Source organism: Gilliamella sp. X-60 (assembly GCF_057063585.1).
The window spans coordinates 19,009-38,087 of the sequence record NZ_JBXSQJ010000019.1 but is presented as its reverse complement, the minus strand read 5'-3'; the positions used below and the strand labels follow the sequence as shown (position 1 = coordinate 38,087).

The window sequence follows — 19,079 nt, the reverse complement described above, 5'->3', positions numbered from 1 at the left end:
AGAGGATGTTATGGTAACTATTCGTTTAGCTCGTGGTGGCTCTAAAAAGCGCCCTTTTTATCAAGTAGTTGTCACTGATAGCCGTAACCCACGTGATGGTCGTTTTATTGAGCGCGTTGGCTTTTTTAATCCAATTGCACAAGGTAAAGCAGAAGAATTACGTTTAGATCTTGATCGCGTAAATCATTGGGTTGGTTTAGGTGCAACTGTTTCTGATCGTGTTAATGCACTAATCAAACAAGCACAAAAAGCTGCTTAATTTAGTTATTAATAGTCACTGTAATGATGAATACTGAGAATCTCATCGTTGTTGGTAAACTTGGTTCAAGCTACGGCATTCGCGGGTGGCTCAGGATTTTTTCGTTTACAGAATTCCCAGATAGCATTTTTGATTACACGCCTTGGTATATCCAACGTGCTGGCAAATGGCAAGAAGTAATCGTAGAAAGTTTTAAACCGCATAATCATGATATGATTGTGAAACTCAAAGGTATTGATGATCGTGATCAAGCAATAGCATTAACCAATATTGAAGTATTTGTTGATGCAGAAAAATTACCAACACTTAGTAATGGTGATTTTTATTGGAAAGATCTGATTGGCTGCCGAGTCAAAACAATTAACGGTTACGATTTAGGTCAGGTAACTGATTTGATGGAAACCGGTTCTAATGATGTATTAGTGGTAAAAGCAAATCTAAAAGATGCATTTGGTGCAACAGAACGTTTAATCCCTTTTGTTGATGATCAATTTATAAAACAAGTTGATTTAACATCAAAAATGATTGTGGTCGATTGGGATCCTGCTTTTTAATTGGTAAGGTAACACTATGTGGATTGGCATAATTAGCCTTTTTCCCGAAATGTTTCAAGCTATTACCTGTTATGGCGTAACTGGTCGAGCCGTTAAAAACGGGCTGTTAACAGTAGAATATTGGAACCCGCGCGATTTTGCGCATGATAAGCATAAGACTGTCGATGATAGGCCTTACGGTGGTGGTCCTGGCATGTTAATGATGGTACAACCACTTAAAGATGCGATTCATGCAGCAAAAGCAGTTGCTGGTAACGATACAAAAGTGATCTATCTTTCCCCACAAGGGCGCAAATTAAACCAACAAGGTGTTTGCGAGTTGTCACAAAAACAAAAATTAATTTTGATTTGTGGACGATACGAAGGTATAGATGAACGCGTTATCCAAACTGAAATTGATGAAGAATGGTCAATTGGTGATTACGTATTAAGTGGCGGTGAATTACCGGCGATGACTATGATTGATGCACTAGCAAGGTTTATTCCTGGCGTGCTAAATCACCAATCATCGGCAGAAGAAGACTCTTTTGCTAATGGTTTACTTGACTGTCCACACTATACTCGGCCTGAGGTGTTAGATGGAATGGCGGTGCCTGATGTATTAATGTCTGGTCACCATGAAGCGATTCGTCGCTGGCGATTAAAACAATCACTAGGGCGAACTTGGTTAAGAAGAGAAGATCTTCTTGCAAATCTAGCTCTGACTGATGAAGAGCAATGTTTACTCGCTGAATTTAAACGTGAATACAGTGATAAACAAGGCAATTAATATTTCAGTATAACTAGTAAGAGATAATATTATGAAAAATGCAATTATTCAGCAATTAGAACAAGAACAAATGAAGAAAGACATCCCGTCTTTTCGCCCTGGTGACACGGTTGAAGTAAAAGTATGGGTTGTTGAAGGTAATAAAAAACGTCTTCAAGCTTATGAAGGTGTTGTCATTGGAATTCGTAATCGTGGTTTACACTCTGCATTTACCGTACGTAAAATTTCCAATGGCGAAGGTGTAGAACGAGTATTCCAAACTCACTCACCAATTGTTGATTCAATTACTGTGAAACGTCGTGGTCAAGTACGTCAAGCTAAACTTTACTACTTACGCGAACTTCGTGGTAAAGCGGCTCGTATTAAAGAACGCCTTAACTAATTTTTATTGATTATCAATAAAAATATCAGATTAAGATGGTCACCTTTGTGGTGACCGTTTTTATATATGGAAAACATAATTTCAATCCAACAATAATAGTTGGTAGAATTAAAGCAATTTTTTTGATGGTGTAAAAGGTGGTGCAATGGTTGAGTATATTTTTGCAATTTTGTCTACAACAGTAAAATTGTTTGCATTAATGACACCGCCTGCGGTTTTAAGTGCCTTTTTAAGTGGCACAAAACAATATGATGAACAACTTAGACGTAAAATAGCCCTAAAAACATCATGTGCGGTATTTATCATCGGTATCATTCTATTCTTTTTCGGCAATACCATGTTTAGTGTTTTTGGTTTTACCCTTGATGCATTTCGAATTGGTTCGGGAGCATTACTATTTATCACTGCGGTATCGCTAATGAACGATTCGCCAGAAAAAAACAAAATTAGTAGCGATGATGATATTAGTGTTGTCCCTCTCGCTATTCCTCTATGCATGGGGCCCGCATCCATCGGGACTATCATTGTTATGGGAACTAGCTCAATTGGTATTGTATCAAACCTAATTGGCGCGATTTCATTATTCGTCGCTTCAATAGGTATTTATATTATGCTGTTATGCGCTAAAAGTATTGCAAAAGTACTAAAAAATACAGGGATCGCGATATTATCAAAACTAACTGGCTTACTCATATCTGCTATTGCTGCACAAGTTGTGTTTACAGGTATAGCTGCTTTCTTAAAATAAACATTAGTTTCAATTTTTGATAGTACGATAATAACAATATTGAGATATAAAAATAGTATTTAGCTAAACCAATTTACGCTTTATTAATTCCTAATAGTGTGTAATCACTAACAATGATAAACCTTGAATTAGTGATTACATAACTAAGCAATATATAATTAATTATGACTTATTGAAACAATTCTTTTTTTATAGAAAAAATAAGATATTAGAATAATCGCAATTAATATTATTTCAGAAAGTAAAATAAAATAACCTGACTCACCAAACCAAACGCCAACAATAATCACAACATTTACAATGATAGAAATACCAGCCAGCCAAGGAAATAGCGGTGATTTAAATTTTATCATTTCTTCTGAATATTTGCCGCTATTTACACCCTTACGAAATTGATACTGACACCAAGCAATGATTATCCATGCAAAACAACCCACTTGTCCTGTGCCTGCGACTAAATAAATATATAATTTTTCAGCAGCAATATATTTTGAAAATAATGAGACTAATGCAATAACTGCAATAAATAAAATACCTTTTGTTGGCACGCCCCGTTGATTGACTTCGGAAAAGTATTTTGGAGCTAAGTTATCTTGCGCCATAGACCACAGCATTCGTGAACTGGCATAAATGGCTGAATTCGTTGCTGATATCGCAGCACAAAAGATCACAAAAAGCATCGCATATGAAGCAAATGTAATTCCTGCTCTATTAAATACCCACACAAATGGACTAATTTCAGAATGCACTGTTCCATACGGGTAAACGAGGGCTAATACAGCAATAGCTAGGATATAAAATAGAATAATGCGAAAAGCCACACCAGTAATAATTTTAGGTAACACCGACTGTGGGGATTGCGCTTCGCCAGCTGCATTACCAATTAATTCAACCCCTTGAAATGAGTAAGTCACGATAGTCATACACACAAATATGGCTAAAAAGCCATTAGGAAACCAGCCATTTTCTGTTTTGAATGTTGGAAAAACATGAGTTTCGGTATATTGATGGTGAAGTAAATAAATTCCCACCCCAATAAAAGCAATAATCGCGAGTACTTTAATGGTTGAAAACCAATACTCACTTTCACCAAATGCACGAACAGAAGTTAAATGTACCGAAGTAATAACAATTAGAATTAACAAACTAAAAAGATAAATAGGAATTAAAGGGAAGGCTTGGTGAGCAATCATTGAGGCAGCAGTTAAATCTGCAGCCATAGACAATACCCAACTTAGCCAATACAGCCAACCTATGGTATAGCTCCAAATTGGATTTGGGATAAACATCAACGCATAGTGTTGAAATGAACCAGCATGAGGAAATGCACAAGAAAGTTCACCTAAACATAGCATGGTTGAAAGCATTATGCTTCCGGCCATTAAATAAGCAACAATGGTTCCTAATGGACCGACGGTGCTCAGTGGAGCTGCAATACCAATAAATAATCCGGTACCAATTGATCCACCTAATGAAATCATCAACAAATGACGATTTTTTAAGTTTTTCTTTAAATTACTGCTGGGATAAGGGCTTTCTTGTGATTCAGATGTTGTCATATAAACCGCCTAGTAATTAATAAAAACTGCTGGTTACCCAGCAGCTAACACAAATTAATAAATAAACCGTTTTTCTACACCATTAGTTTGACAAGCCATTAGCAAGGCAGTGTAATCGAGTTCAAATCCAATCATATCGCCAACACGAAGAGTTTGAGTAACATCTTCGATGTCGACTAACGTATGATCACTGGTTTGACCCAATACAGTAATATCATCATTGATAGGTATGCAACTTTCTGCTGGCACATCTTGACGCCCAAAAGCCAGCAAGGCTCGCTTACGTATACCATGATCAACAAAGGTTTTACTATTCAAAAAAGCATCTACACCTAACTCGCCAACAGGCACTGTCGGTTTACTATTGAGTTCAATGATTTGCGCATATAATTTATAGATATTACTACATGCTTTATCCACGGGTTTATTTGAATGATGAAATTCATCAAGATATTTCATATCTACATATTCAATACCAAACTCGTGTAAACCACCAATTCTCAAATGATTCAATCCCTCTGGCCAAATACCTTTGTCCAATAAGTGGTAACTAGTACAATTACCAGCCGATAAATATTTTATCTTAATATTACAAGATTGCTCTACTTTACGCGCTATATTTAAAAAGTCTACCCCATTTTTAACTGTTGGTAGCACCGTACCATAGCAGTTAAAGTTAGTGCCAAGCCCATAGAGCTCAACACCTGGTAAAGAAAGAATTAGTTTTACCATATCAATAATTTCATCAATATGTTCAAACCAAATCCCTTCGCGTAAATCCCCCATATCGACCATTAATAAAACTTGATGAACTTTTTGTTGTTTAACCGCTTCATCAGAAAGTGCTTGAATTACTGCTTTTTCGCTGTTTAAGCTAATATCAGCATATTTAACAACATCACTAATTTCGCTTAAACAAGGGCTACGTAATAAGCAGGTTTTGCAATCTAATGCATCTTTTAATTTCTTAAGATTATATGTTCTTGACTCAGCAATCACATCAATACCGCCGTCAAGAACGGCTTTGGCCGTTTCAACGCAGCCATCAAAGACTTTATTAACCGCCATAACTTCAATGCCGTGTTTAGCTAACAGATCTTTTTCAACACGAGCATTGCTTGTTAATTTGCGTAAATCAATTTCTAATATAGGTTTGTACATACTTTTACTCCTCTATATACTATTATTACTGCAAACGATTACGTTTTTGTGCTCGATAATAGATCCATTCAGCTAAACCAATGGCAAGCACAGCACCACCAACGATTTTAGCAATATACTCAACATATCCCCCCATATCGATTTGCGCAGGTGGAATAAATACTAATATTACAGCAAATAGAGTAGATAAGAACCCAAGTGCTGGTAATACAACTGGCATCACTTTACCTGGAATTTTAAAGCTACGAGGTACATCCGGTTGAGTAATACGTAAACGATAATAAGCAATAAACATTACCAAGTACGGAATAAAATAACAGATTGTCGTTAATGCAGTTAACATCCAATATGCTGCAGCAATACTTGGTGACACAAAGGTTGAAAAACAAAGTACAGTAACGATAATCGCTTGAATTATTAACGCAAAGGCTGGCGTTTTATACACTGGGTGTAAACGACCAATACGTTCGCCAAGTAAATTATCCTCTTTTGATGCTTCTTGTAGCATATAGATAGGACCAACTAACCACGAGTTGATTTGGCCTAATGCACCAAAAAATAAACAAATTGCCATTACTGGTAATAACCAAGGCATATGTAATTCGTTAGCTGCTGCCTCCATTGCCTGCATGACACCCGCTACAATATCAGTATCGGCTGCTGGTAATAAAGTATTAATAGCCCATGTTCCTACCATATAAATGCCCACAATCACAACCGCTGAAACCAACATCGCTTTAGGGAAATCACGTTGTGGATCTCGTGTACGCCCTGCAATCATTGGTGCTACTTCAAGACCTGCGAATGCAAACATCATACTAGATAAAAATACGATAGTATCCCAACTGCTTAAATCAGGAAGCCAATCACTGGCATGACTATAACTCGTTGCCATAGGATGTCCCATCAACAACCATACAATAGCTAAGACAACAATAATAGCAGCAGGAATAAATACACCAAGCCATGCACTAACACTATTAATAATTTTAGTCCATTGCATCCCTTTAATATTCATCAGTGTCAAAATCCAGAATACAACCATAGATCCTACACCAATAAATACTTGATTCTGAGCTAACTCGGCACTAAACATGTACCCAATTGCAGTAAAACCGAATTGCAACATTAACGGGAAGAACAGCACACATGAGAATAGGAAACACACCACAACAATCCAACCAATGCGTTTACCAAAGGCTTCTTTAACCCAAACAAAAATCCCACCATCTTTTGGCCAGCCAGTTGAAAGCTCACCACAAACCATCGCTAATGGGAAAAATAGACAAAATGCTGCAAGTAGCCAAAGCACCATTGCTGACGCCCCATATGGAGCAACATTAGGAATTTGGCGTAAACTTAGTATCGCAATGACATTCATAAACACAATGTCTTTGATACCAAGTAAACTTGAATCTTTAGAATCACTCATAATAACCTCGTATTATAATATCTGGAGCATAAAATGCCCCAGATAATTGATGATTAGTATATATCGTATCCAACCATGTCTTCGTAAGTATCTTCACGACGAATTAATCTATCTTTGCCGTCTTTATCGATCATAACAACCGACGTGCGAGGACGATTGTTATAGACTGTTTGGCTTTCAATGGTGTAAGCACCGGCATCCAAGAAAGCAACAATATCACCAACTTTAGTGTCTTTTGGCATTAAGAACTCTTCACCTTTCACACCAACATGGTAATAGTCACCACCATCACATAAAGGTCCTGCTAGCTTAATGTATTCGTCATGTGCTTCATTGATTTTTGAAGCATTATAAACATAGAAAAACCAATCAAAGTGCTGACTATCAGACAAAACACTATAGCCTGCATCAACAAATTTCCATTCAACATGCTCTTCAATGTTGCCGTCTAAATCGTAATTGGTTTTACGTTTTTCACAGGCAACTTCAGTTACAAGCACTCCCGCTGAACCAGTTACTTTACGACCAGGTTCAATACAAATTTCAACATCGGTGCGCCATTTGTGCACTTCGCTAATCACTGCATCAGCAAAGTCTTGTGCGGTTATACCTGCATACATATTATCTTGCAATGGATTACCATTTTCTTCGTCATATTTATATGGAACAGGAATACCACCACCAACATTGATTAAATCAAATTTAATGCCAAGTACTTCTTCTAAACGACGTGATTCATCAACTAATACTTTAGTTGCTTTTGCAAAAGGCTCTGCTTCAGGCACTTGATCCCCAACATGCATATGTAAACCACGTAAATGTACATAAGGCATATCCAGAATTCGACGGCAAGTCTCTTCTGCTTGTTCTAAATCGATACCTGATTTAGCATGGTAAGCCGTTACCAATTCTGCGTGAGTTGCAGATGGGACATTCGGTTCAACGCGCACACAAACGTTTGCTACTTTTTTCAAACGTGTTGATATTTCATCAATAATATCAAGTTCATATAAACTGTCGACATTGATGATATACAGATCATTTTGGATGGCAAACTCTAAATCCACCGGTTTTTTTACCACGCCGTTAAACACAATTTGACTACCGCTAAAGCCGATTTCTAAGCATTTGCGTACTTCAAACATAGAATTCGCCTCAGCATAGATACCCGCATCTTTAATCGCTTTTAGCACCCCCATAACAGAACAAGTTTTTGATGCATAGAAAATCTTTGTATTCGGATGAGCCTTAAATGCATCTTTAATCTCTTGCACATTACGATCAATTTCCTTTTCAGAAAACACATAAAAAGGGGTTGGATATTTTTTTGCTAACTCTTCTAAATTAACGCCATCTAAACATAATTTACCGTTTTCGGCACTGAAACGGCGATCTTTAGTTACAAGATCTGTGCGTAATTTGTTATAATTTGACATAATTGCGTCGGACATATGACCTCCAGTTAATTAGTACATAAAAAGTACAAAAAATAAAAAATGGCTTCTCACATATAGTGCAATCAGCATGCCAACTTTAAAATTACAAATAATCAATTTGTTAACAAAAAAACAGAAATAAAGATTTAGTCATTTAGTATAAAATATGTTTTTATGACAAAAATTTGTCATTTTCATATGATGGTTGAAAGGGATTTAAATTAAATTTGGCTAAATTTAGCAAATAATCCAAATATTAAAAGGTACTAATATCATGACCATTGATCCTGAATTATTACAAGCATTGGAAATATTTAAACATTTTTTTGATTTAATCCATCAACCGATCGCTATTATCGATAAAAAAGGCAATTATATTTATTATAATCAGGAAAGCGCAGAACTGGATGGCTACCCTAAGGAACAAGCGATTGGCAAACCAATGCTTGAGGTTTATCCTAATTTAAAAAAGGAAGACAGTACGATGTTGCAAGCCTTGCTGTTCGGTAAAGAATATCAAGACAACTACCAATCTTATTATAATCATGTTGGCAAGGTGGTTGATTACTTGCATACCACCGTTCCACTTTATAATGAGAAAAAAGAGATCATCGGTGCAATTGAAATAGGTCGAAACCTATCAACAGTTCGACACCTACAAGATCAAGTTCTGAAACTAAACAGTAAGTTATACCACAATAAAGAGCAACCATTACCCGATATTGTTTTTGTTTCAGAAAAAATGCAAAAAGTTATCGACCAAACCAATATGTTAGGGCGCAATGATGTTCCTGTGTTAATTGTGGGCGAAACCGGAACAGGCAAAGAGCTATTTGCTCGTTTAATACACAAAACAAGCCAACGCCGTGATAAAGCTTTCATCTCGCTTAATTGTGGTGCATTACCAACTACACTGATTGAAAGTACTTTATTTGGTACAGTAAAAGGTGCATTTACAGGTGCTGAAAACCGTCAAGGTTACTTAGAACTCGCTAACGGCGGTACATTGTTTCTTGACGAATTAAACGCGATGCCGCTTGAAATGCAAAGCAAATTATTACGATTTCTTCAAGAGAAAACCTATTGGCAATTAGGTGGTAATAAAGAAATGCATTCTGATGTTCGTATTGTTGCAGCCATGAATGAATCACCAACAGAACTATTAAAAACAGGAAAAATAAGAAGCGATCTATTTTATCGATTAAATGTCGGTTTAATAAAACTTCCTGCTTTACGTGACAGAACAGAAGACATTCCCGTTTTAGCACGCTATTTTATTGATAAACACAAAAACGATGTCAATGTCGTAATTAGTGGTATCAGTGAACAGGCTCTGCAACAATTAATGACTGCCCCTTGGCCTGGTAATGTGCGTATGCTTGAAAATGCAATTGTCAGAAGCATGGTATTACAAAACAAATCAGGTGAATTACAGCATATTACCCTTGATGAAGAGCTCTTTGAGCTTAACAGTGCATTTTTCCAAGACGATAAGACACATAAACCTGACAAAACACCTATCAATAAATCTACTCATGAAAACAGCTTAACAGAACAAGTTGAGAACTATGAACGGCAACTTATCATTGATGCATTAAATCAAGCCAATGGCAAAATTATCACGGCCGCAAAACAATTAAATATTTCGCGCACAACGCTACAATATAAGGTCAAAAAATACAATATTCACATGGGGGTAATTGATGATTAATGTAATCATCAATTAAACCCTTGAGCACACGCAAATGCACTGCTCCATGCCCATTGGAAATTATAACCTCCTAACCAGCCTGATACATCAACAACTTCACCAATAAAATAAAGGTTCGGGTGTGTTTTAACGGCCATAGTTTTAGATGACAACGCATCAGTACTTACTCCCCCTAGTGTCACCTCGGCAGTACGATAACCTTCTGTACCATTTGGAGTAATGCTCCAGTGTGTTAATGTATTATACAAGTCTTGCTGTTGTTTAAGATCTAGCTGCTTGACTGTTACGTCATTTATCAACTTCAGTTTTATTAATTCTTCAATAAGCCTTTTAGGTAAAATTTTTGCTAAGCAATTTTTTATAGTTTGATTACGATTTTGTGCTAATAATGGTTTAAACGATGAATCAAATGTTAAATCGGGTAATAAATTGATAGTAATTGACTCACCTGCTTGCCAATAACTTGATATCTGCAAAATAGCAGGTCCTGAAAGCCCTCGATGAGTAAATAATAGATTTTCTTTAAAACTAATTCTTTTATTAGAAACTTCAACAGGAATTGCAATGCCTGACAAGGTTGATAACCCATCCAGTAAAGGTTTATGCAATGTAAATGGAACTAGCCCTGCTCTTACAGGCACCACTGGAATATCAAATTTTTCGGCAATTTTATAACCAATTGAAGTCATACCAAGAGCTGGCATAGATAAACCACCAGTTGCAATAATAAGATTTTCACAATCAATCATGCCACGAGAAGTATGCAACTTAAATCCTTGTCCATCACTATCAACATATTCAACTTGGGTCTGCATCATAAACTTAACATGCCCTTTTTGACACTCTTTTAATAACATATCCACAATATCTTGCGCTGAATTATCGCAAAATAATTGTCCATGTTCTTTTTCGTGATAGGCAATATGATATTCATTCACTAATTGAATAAAATCCCACTGAGTAAATCGTTTTAAAGCCGATTTGCAAAAATGCGGATTGTCAGAAATATAATTACTCGACTCAACTGTTAAGTTAGTAAAGTTACATTTCCCCCCGCCAGACATTAAGATTTTACGTCCCAGCTTTTTACCATTATCAAACACAGTAACATCATACCCTTTTTGACCGAGTAAGCCTGCACAAAAAAGTCCAGCAGCGCCAGCACCTACAATTGTAATTTTAGTTTGCATTATTAATAGATTAAAAATAAAAGATAACAAATTATAACAGTATAACAATTGTCACTCATAGTTGTTGGAATAAACCTTAGTTCTTATACTAAAACACATATTTTCCTGAAACTTTTTAACAAAAAAGAAAAGAATTTATATCAAAAATAGTGCCCAAAATTGTCACAATCTGTTTTTAACTTACCAAACTCACAAAAATCATTGTGATATTTACCACTATTAGCTTTATTAAAAAGTCAATGTTAATTATTAACAGATTGACTTATAAGTAATATTTATTTAGTCAGCATTTCTTTTTATGTTACTTTTTGCTCAATTATAATATATTGTTATGTGATTTTTGCGTGGGGCTAGGTCACTCAATGTTTATTATTATAGATTTCAAGCGATGATACTGAACGTTTTTCTAAACTTACCTGCTATTGATTTTATTACGGTGAAGCATCATGGACAAATACATAAAGGTAAACTTTATTACTTATGTGAATTTAATGGTAAAGGGGGGAATATCAAGGATAATTCTTAACTCGTTGACTTTAACAATATGTTTTAATATATTGATAAATCAGCGATAATTACCGCCGATTTATCATTCTAAATGGCTTTATACTATTTTATTATCAACTTTTTTTATCTGTGCTTTATTAAAAAATAGATAAGCAAGTATAGCGACTATAAAATTACCTAAAGCTGCTAATATCGTTACAACATTAAGACCAAAATAGTTAAATAGTATGAATCCTGTTAAAGCAGCACCGATTGCTGCACCAAAAGTATTGATAGCATAAAGATGTCCAGTTGTTTGACCAATATTTTTCCAAAATTGTGCAATATAAGTGATTAAAATTGGAAGCGTTGCCCCCATCAAAAGTGTAGGAACAAGCACCAATAAAAAATTAACAACTGCAACAACGGCCAAATTGTAAACAATAAAAATATCGCCGATAAACAAAATAAGCGGGTAACTAATTAGCCCAAATAAACCAATTCCAAATTCACTAAAACAAAAAAACTGTAGCGCTTTATTCGGGTATTTATCGACAATCCTTCCGCCACCGAGGGCTCCTAAACCAAGTCCTAACATAAATGCTGATACAATAATTGCAACAGAATCAACATCGGAACCAAAAGCCGAATAAAGTGCCCGTTGCCAAGCAACTTGATAAGTTAAACCACTCATTCCAGAAATAAAAAATAGAGTACTTAATAGTAGTAATTTTTTTTTGCTTAACATAAAAGGTTCCTTATTTATTTCCCAAAAGTCCGTATTTATATTCTGTTATCATGTTGCTATCGGTAATGATTTCCGTATCTCTCCCTAAATGATAAAATTTTTCAACTTCGTCTAAGCTTAATAGTTTTGTCGCTAATGTTTTTTTATAAGCGCCATTTTCAATTTGTTTGGATTCTTTATTAAACAAAGGTTTACCATCTAAAACTAACTTATCAAGACGCTCTTTAGCAACAACTTCATCAAGTTTAATCATTGAATCGGAGGCATAAATAAAGCCAAGTGTTCCCCAATAGGCATATTTAAATACCGATTGTGCTGTTTTTAATGTATCAGGAGATCGAGTACTATTAAAAGCCAGAATACCATTAGGATTTAATGAATTTTTTACTAATTTCATCATCTCTTGTGATAATAAATTGGTTGCGCCTGAACGCCAATGGTAAGTGGTATTCATAATGATTAAATCATATTTTTTGTCACTATTTCGTTTAAGCCAACGCCGTCCGTCATCAATATAAATATTAATTTTAGGATCGTTTAATATTGGCGAAACAATAGGGTATTGTTTAATAATATCCAGATACCCTTTATTGATTTCAATGGCATCAATGGTTTCTAATGTTGGAAAACTTGATAAGGCACGAGTCCATGCACCACCGCTCACACCAATAACTAGCGCTTTTTTAGGATTTGGATGGGTTGCCGATAATAAGTAAAGCCGATTTAGATCATTTATATCGATATCAGGATCGATATTTAATATCCCATCATACATCTTATTACCTAATACAATATTTTTTCTACCATCCCTATCGTCATTGACGATATGGATTACACCGTAACGATTTTCAATATAAGAATTGATAGATATTCCTTGTTCAAACGCATTTCTAAACATATAATCCGAGTGTTTATTCACTAAATAAAAGCAACAGCTACCAAGCATAACAACAGCGATGACAGAAATCATCGATTTTTTCACTATCATCAACGCGCCTAATAAAATACAAGCGATACCAATTAGAATAAACATAGATGAAATAGAGATATAATCAAGAAGAATGCCTCCAATTAATAAACTACCAAGCGTTGAGCCAACAATATTAAAGAAATAGACTTTAGATACAGATGCACCTACTTTCCCATTGGAAATATTCGTACCTAAATGATGTACGATCGGAAATAATATTGCCTTTAAAGCAGCAACGACGAATATTAAAATACAACATATACCTAACAATTCTCCTATAGCACTTTTTTGAGGTATGTATTGGATAATCAATGGGATCGATATATCAATAAAACCAGCAAAAATTAAAACCGTCCCACCAGCGAAGAATAGGTTAGAATAACGAGCACAAATAGCCTTACCTCTATTTGCTCCAAAGGCAATGCCTAATAGAAAGAAAAACAATACCAGAGCAAAAGCAAAAGGAGCCCCACCCAAAATAAAGCTCACTATTCTAAACCATAGCATCTCTTGCCCTAAGCTCATAAGCCCAACTAAAAGCGAAATGGACCAAGCAAAATATTTCATAATAACTTTCCCTAAAATTTCTTTATTGTTTTGAGATATTATTTAGTTAATTGAGTCGTTAATTACTGCTTTTTTTTAATTCAACTCTCCTAATTAGAAGAATTTGCTGCTTAATTAAACACCTAATTAACGACTTTTGCAAGCGTGTTTTTTGAACATTGCATTGCTAAGAGTAGAACTTATGTAAGGTTGATATAAAGAAAAAAATGAGTGATATCAATAATCAGCGCATTAAGTACAAATTGAGAGTGTTGATTAATTTTTTTAAATAATCAGTTTTAAACAAATTTAATTTTGAAAGATTCAATCAGTTATTTAGCAAGCCTAATTCATACTTTTTGTAAAATACAGCATAAGATTATCACTTAAAAGTACACCGTTTATTAAACTTATTTACAAAAATTGACAATAAATTACCATCATTAACATCCTTCCTTTTTTCACTACATAATCACTATATTGAGTTCATCTAGAACTGCCTCTTATTAGTTTTATTAATAAGTTTAGTCTTAGTTATCAAAAAATTAAGTTATAAGTAATATTTATTTGACCAAAAACTGATTTTTAATTAACTTCACACCTAATATGGGATTAATGCCTATACCTTCTCAAATTATAAAAGCGATGAATTAGAGGCAATGATATGTTATATAACCAGCATCATGAAAAAGATAACTGCGGATTTGGGCTAATTGCTCACATTGAAGGGCAACCAAGTCATAAAGTGGTGCGTACAGCAATTCACGGTTTAGCCAGAATGCAACACCGTGGCGCCATTTTATCTGATGGAAAAACTGGCGACGGTTGTGGTCTTTTATTGCAAAAACCCGACCGTTTTTTTAGATTAGTAGCACAAGATGCAGGTTGGCGATTAGCGACCAATTATGCCGTTGGTATGCTATTTTTAAGCCAAGACGAAAAAGAAGCACAAGCTAGCCGTGATATTGTTGAACAAGAACTTGCTGAAGAAACCTTATCTATTCTAGGTTGGCGCGAAGTACCGATTGATAAAAGCGTACTGGGCGAAATTGCATTATCATCACTACCCAAAATAGAACAAGTGTTTGTCAACGCCCCAGCCGGTTGGACAAAAATCGATTTAGAGCGTCGTTTATATATGGTGCGTCGTCGAATAGAAAAACGGGTGAAAGACGATACATTTTACGTTTGCAGCTTCTCCAATCAGGTCAATATCTATAAAGGCTTATGTATGCCTAAAGATTTACCTCGATTCTATTTAGATTTGGCTGATATTCGCATGGAAACGGCTATTTGTTTATTCCATCAACGGTTCTCAACTAATACCGTGCCACGTTGGCCATTAGCGCAACCTTTTCGACATCTGGCGCATAATGGTGAAATTAATACCATAGAAGGTAACCGCCAATGGGCAAAAGCGCGCTCATACAAATTTAAAACGCCACTCATTCCAGACTTACAAGATGCCGCACCGTTTGTTAATGTCACTGGATCTGATTCGAGTTCATTAGATAACATGCTAGAGCTATTCCTTGTTGGTGGAATGGATATTGTACGAGCTATGCGCCTGCTTGTTCCTCCTGCTTGGCAAAATAATCCTGACATGAACGAAGACCTGCGTGCCTTTTTCGATTTCAACTCAATGCATATGGAGCCTTGGGATGGACCTGCGGGTATTGTGATGTCAGATGGACGTTATGCGGCATGTAATTTAGACCGTAATGGATTACGTCCTGCACGTTATGTAATAACGACAGACAAACTTATTACCTGTGCCTCTGAAATTGGTATTTGGGACTATCAACCTGATGAAGTCGTCACTAAAGGTCGTGTTGGCCCAGGTGAATTATTAGTTATCGATACCGAAGAAGGTCGCATATTACAATCGTCTGAAACAGACAACGATTTACAAAAACGTCATCCTTATAAAGAATGGATGGCAAAAAATGTTAAACAGCTAATACCATTTGAAAACCTACCTGATGATAACATTGGTTCACGCAATTACGACGATACTTTACTTGCAACTTATCAAAAACAGTTTGGTTATAGCGCTGAAGAGCTTGACCAGTGCATTCGTGTACTCGGTGAAAATGGCCAAGAAGCCACCGGATCAATGGGTGATGATACCCCATTTGCTGTATTATCAAGTAGACCTCGTTTAATTTATGATTATTTCCGCCAAAAATTTGCACAGGTCACAAATCCGCCTATCGATCCACTACGTGAAGCGCATGTTATGTCACTTTCAACCAGCATCGGCCGAGAAATGAATGTATTTGCCGAAGCAGAAGGTCAAGCGCATCGTGTGGCATTTAAATATCCAGTTTTAGTTTATTCTGATTTACAACAATTAACCGCGTTAGAATCGCGTTACTACAAATCAGAAACATTAGACATCACCTATGACATTGATGGCAGCTTACGTGATGCCATTGAACAATTATGTGGTGATGCCGAAGCAAAAGTTCGTAATGGTACAGTATTACTGATTTTATCAGATAAAAACATCGCGGCCGATCGCTTACCAATTCCGGCACCAATGGCGGTTGGTGCTGTACAACAGCGTTTAGTTGAAAAGAATTTACGTTGTGATGCCAATATCATTGTTGAAACCGCAAGTTGTCGTGACCCACATCAATTTGCGGTACTCCTCGGTTTTGGAGCAACAGCAATTTACCCTTACTTAGCCTATGAAACCTTAGGTCAAATGGTCGATAATGGCACGATAAATAAATCTTATCGTGAAGCAATTCTTAATTACCGCAATGGAATTAACAAAGGCCTATATAAAATCATGTCTAAAATGGGGATATCAACCGTTGCCTCTTACCGCTGCTCAAAATTGTTTGAAGCGGTTGGATTACATAAGGATGTGGTTGAACTTTGTTTCCAAGGTGTTACTAGTCGTATTAGTGGCGCTAATTTTGATGATTTTACGCAAGACCAATTTAACTTATCGAAAAGTGCATGGTTAAAAAGAAAACCATTAGAACAAGGTGGACTACTTAAATTTGTCCATGGTGGCGAATATCATGCCTATAATCCTGATGTGGTACAGTCACTACAAAAAGCGGTCAATAATGGCAATTATGACGATTACAAACGTTATGCTGATATCGTCAATAATCGCCCTATTGCCACATTACGTGATTTATTAAAGCTCAATCCACCTAAAGATGCAGCTATTCCACTGGAACAAGTCGAACCTGAAGAATCGCTATTCAAACGATTTGACTCAGCCGCTATGTCAATTGGTGCGCTGAGCCCTGAAGCGCACGAATCGCTTGCCGAAGCCATGAATACTCTCGGAGGTTTCTCCAATTCAGGAGAAGGAGGTGAAGATCCAGCACGCTACAACACCATAAAAGTTTCACGCATAAAACAAGTTGCATCAGGCCGTTTTGGCGTAACGCCAAGTTACTTAATGAGTGCTGATGTTATTCAAATTAAAGTCGCGCAAGGAGCAAAACCGGGTGAAGGCGGTCAGCTACCCGGTGATAAAGTCACACCGTATATAGCAAAATTACGTTTTTCAGTACCCGGTGTCACATTGATTTCGCCACCGCCTCATCACGACATCTATTCAATTGAGGACTTGGCACAACTTATTTTTGACCTTAAACAGATTAACCCTAACGCAATGATTTCAGTCAAATTAGTATCTGAACCCGGGGTTGGAACCATTGCAACCGGTGTTGCTAAAGCTTATGCTGATCTCATCACTATTTCTGGCTATGACGGGGGAACCGGTGCTAGCCCATTAACGTCAGTCAAATACGCAGGCTCACCTTGGGAACTTGGACTGGTTGAAACACAACAATCATTAGTCGCTAATGGGTTACGTCACAAAATCCGTCTACAAGTTGACGGTGGATTAAAAACCGGTACCGATATTGTCAAAGCAGCCATTTTAGGGGCAGAAAGCTTCGGATTTGGAACTGGTCCAATGGTCGCCTTGGGTTGTAAATATCTTCGTATTTGTCACCTTAATAACTGTGCAACAGGTGTTGCAACACAAGATGAAAAATTACGTAGCGAGCACTATCATGGCCTGCCTGAAAAAGCCATGAACTACTTCCGCTTTATTGCACGTAATACACGAGAAGTGATGGCAGAACTAGGCGTAAGTCGAATTGTCGATTTAATCGGACGAACTGATTTATTATTAGAACTTGACGGCATCACGGCAAAACAACAAAAACTGGATCTATCTGGACTGCTAAAAACCGCTACCCCGCTTGAAGGCAAACCGGTTTACTGCATAGAAGATAACAAACCCTTTGATAAAGGGGTACTAAATAAAGAGATCATCACGCAAGCACAACAATTTGTTGATAACCGTCAAAGCAAAAGCTTCTATTTTGACATTCAAAACACTGATCGCTCGGTTGGCACAAGCCTATCAGGCTATATTGCCAAAAAATATGGCGATCAAGGCTTAGTCACCGATCCGATCTCGCTAAACTTCAACGGCACGGCGGGGCAAAGTTTTGGTGTATGGAATGCTGGTGGTGTAGATCTAACCCTAACTGGCGATGCCAACGACTATGTTGGTAAAGGCATGGCTGGTGGACGCATTGTCATTCGCCCACCGCAAGGCTCGGCATTTTTAAGTCATGAAGCGACCATCGCGGGCAACACCTGCTTATACGGCGCAACAGGTGGCAAATTATTTGCCGCAGGCCGAGCAGGTGAACGATTTGCCGTACGTAATTCCGGTGCCATCAGCGTTGTTGAAGGCATTGGTGATAATGGATGTGAATATATGACAGGCGGTATTGTTTGTATACTTGGAAAAACGGGGGTTAACTTCGGTGCTGGTATGACTGGTGGGTTTGCTTATATCTTAGATGAAGATGGCGAACTACATAAACGCATCAATAAAGAGCTGGTCGAAATGCTAAACGTCGCAAATTACGCCATTCATGAAGAACACCTTCGCGGTTTAATTATGGAACATGCTCAACTAACCCACTCATCACGAGCCGAAAATATTTTGGCTAATTGGGACAATTTTGCTAAGCAATTTGCCCTAGTCAAACCAAAATCCAGTGATGTCAAAGCATTACTTGGACATCGCAGTCGCTCATCGACAGAACTGCACGTTCAAGCACAGTAAGGAGAA

General features: G+C 36.8%; 15 protein-coding genes. 8 read left to right on the top strand and 7 right to left on the bottom strand.

The window, feature by feature from the left end:
* Window positions 1–10: 10 nt before the first annotated feature.
* The 5 genes from rpsP (at window position 11) to ACYIAM_RS09975 (ending at window position 2,712) form a co-directional block, all read left to right on the top strand.
* Window positions 11–259, top strand: a complete 249-nt coding sequence (gene rpsP / locus ACYIAM_RS09995) for a 30S ribosomal protein S16 (protein WP_034900786.1) — start codon at window positions 11–13, stop codon at window positions 257–259.
* A gap of 23 nt (window positions 260–282) precedes the next feature.
* Window positions 283–813: a ribosome maturation factor RimM gene (gene rimM / locus ACYIAM_RS09990; protein WP_174797862.1), complete on the top strand. Its 531-nt coding sequence runs from the start codon at window positions 283–285 to the stop codon at window positions 811–813.
* 16 nt (window positions 814–829) lie between these two features.
* Entirely contained in the window at window positions 830–1,582 is a 753-nt protein-coding gene (gene trmD, locus ACYIAM_RS09985) for a tRNA (guanosine(37)-N1)-methyltransferase TrmD (RefSeq protein WP_065637634.1), read from the top strand.
* A gap of 31 nt (window positions 1,583–1,613) precedes the next feature.
* Window positions 1,614–1,964: a 50S ribosomal protein L19 gene (gene rplS, locus ACYIAM_RS09980; protein WP_034913735.1), complete on the top strand. Its 351-nt coding sequence runs from the start codon at window positions 1,614–1,616 to the stop codon at window positions 1,962–1,964.
* 145 nt (window positions 1,965–2,109) lie between these two features.
* On the top strand, window positions 2,110–2,712 hold the full coding sequence (locus tag ACYIAM_RS09975) for a MarC family protein (RefSeq protein ID WP_065637635.1): 603 nt from the start codon (window positions 2,110–2,112) through the stop codon (window positions 2,710–2,712).
* Window positions 2,713–2,870: 158 nt separating this feature from the next.
* Here ACYIAM_RS09975 and ACYIAM_RS09970 read toward each other — a convergent pair whose 3' ends face one another.
* From ACYIAM_RS09970 to dokD, 4 genes are read right to left on the bottom strand one after another with little or no spacing between them, the layout of a single operon-like run.
* Complete coding sequence (locus ACYIAM_RS09970; RefSeq protein ID WP_483748144.1) at window positions 2,871–4,271, bottom strand: amino acid permease; 1,401 nt, start codon at window positions 4,269–4,271, stop codon at window positions 2,871–2,873.
* Window positions 4,272–4,325: 54 nt separating this feature from the next.
* Window positions 4,326–5,432, bottom strand: coding sequence for an alanine/ornithine racemase family PLP-dependent enzyme (locus ACYIAM_RS09965; RefSeq protein ID WP_174797864.1), 1,107 nt, complete (start codon window positions 5,430–5,432; stop codon window positions 4,326–4,328).
* Between the two features lie 25 nt (window positions 5,433–5,457).
* Window positions 5,458–6,864: an APC family permease gene (locus tag ACYIAM_RS09960; protein WP_174797865.1), complete on the bottom strand. Its 1,407-nt coding sequence runs from the start codon at window positions 6,862–6,864 to the stop codon at window positions 5,458–5,460.
* A gap of 53 nt (window positions 6,865–6,917) precedes the next feature.
* On the bottom strand, window positions 6,918–8,315 hold the full coding sequence (gene dokD / locus ACYIAM_RS09955; RefSeq protein ID WP_483748143.1) for an ornithine/lysine decarboxylase DokD: 1,398 nt from the start codon (window positions 8,313–8,315) through the stop codon (window positions 6,918–6,920).
* Between the two features lie 256 nt (window positions 8,316–8,571).
* On the opposite strand from dokD, the gene ACYIAM_RS09950 reads away from it, so the two are divergent.
* On the top strand, window positions 8,572–10,011 hold the full coding sequence (locus tag ACYIAM_RS09950; RefSeq protein ID WP_483748156.1) for a sigma-54 interaction domain-containing protein: 1,440 nt from the start codon (window positions 8,572–8,574) through the stop codon (window positions 10,009–10,011).
* An 8-nt stretch (window positions 10,012–10,019) separates the two neighbouring features.
* Here the strand turns inward: ACYIAM_RS09950 and ACYIAM_RS09945 are convergent, their stop codons facing one another.
* Window positions 10,020–11,201 (bottom strand): BaiN/RdsA family NAD(P)/FAD-dependent oxidoreductase, encoded by a 1,182-nt coding sequence (locus ACYIAM_RS09945; RefSeq protein WP_483748142.1) that lies wholly within the window; start codon window positions 11,199–11,201, stop codon window positions 10,020–10,022.
* A 388-nt stretch (window positions 11,202–11,589) separates the two neighbouring features.
* Here ACYIAM_RS09945 and ACYIAM_RS09940 point away from each other — a divergent pair, with 388 nt between their 5' ends.
* Window positions 11,590–11,727 carry a 50S ribosomal protein L19 gene (locus ACYIAM_RS09940; protein ID WP_483748141.1) on the top strand — a complete coding sequence of 46 codons (138 nt, stop codon included), beginning with the start codon at window positions 11,590–11,592 and terminating at the stop codon, window positions 11,725–11,727.
* Between the two features lie 78 nt (window positions 11,728–11,805).
* Here the strand turns inward: ACYIAM_RS09940 and ACYIAM_RS09935 are convergent, their stop codons facing one another.
* Together ACYIAM_RS09935 and ACYIAM_RS09930 are read right to left on the bottom strand one after the other, a co-directional pair.
* Complete coding sequence (locus tag ACYIAM_RS09935; protein ID WP_174797868.1) at window positions 11,806–12,435, bottom strand: fused MFS/spermidine synthase; 630 nt, start codon at window positions 12,433–12,435, stop codon at window positions 11,806–11,808.
* A 10-nt stretch (window positions 12,436–12,445) separates the two neighbouring features.
* Complete coding sequence (locus ACYIAM_RS09930) at window positions 12,446–13,972, bottom strand: fused MFS/spermidine synthase (protein ID WP_174797869.1); 1,527 nt, start codon at window positions 13,970–13,972, stop codon at window positions 12,446–12,448.
* 643 nt (window positions 13,973–14,615) lie between these two features.
* On the opposite strand from ACYIAM_RS09930, the gene gltB reads away from it, so the two are divergent.
* Window positions 14,616–19,073: a glutamate synthase large subunit gene (gene gltB / locus ACYIAM_RS09925; protein ID WP_483748140.1), complete on the top strand. Its 4,458-nt coding sequence runs from the start codon at window positions 14,616–14,618 to the stop codon at window positions 19,071–19,073.
* Window positions 19,074–19,079 lie beyond the last annotated feature (6 nt).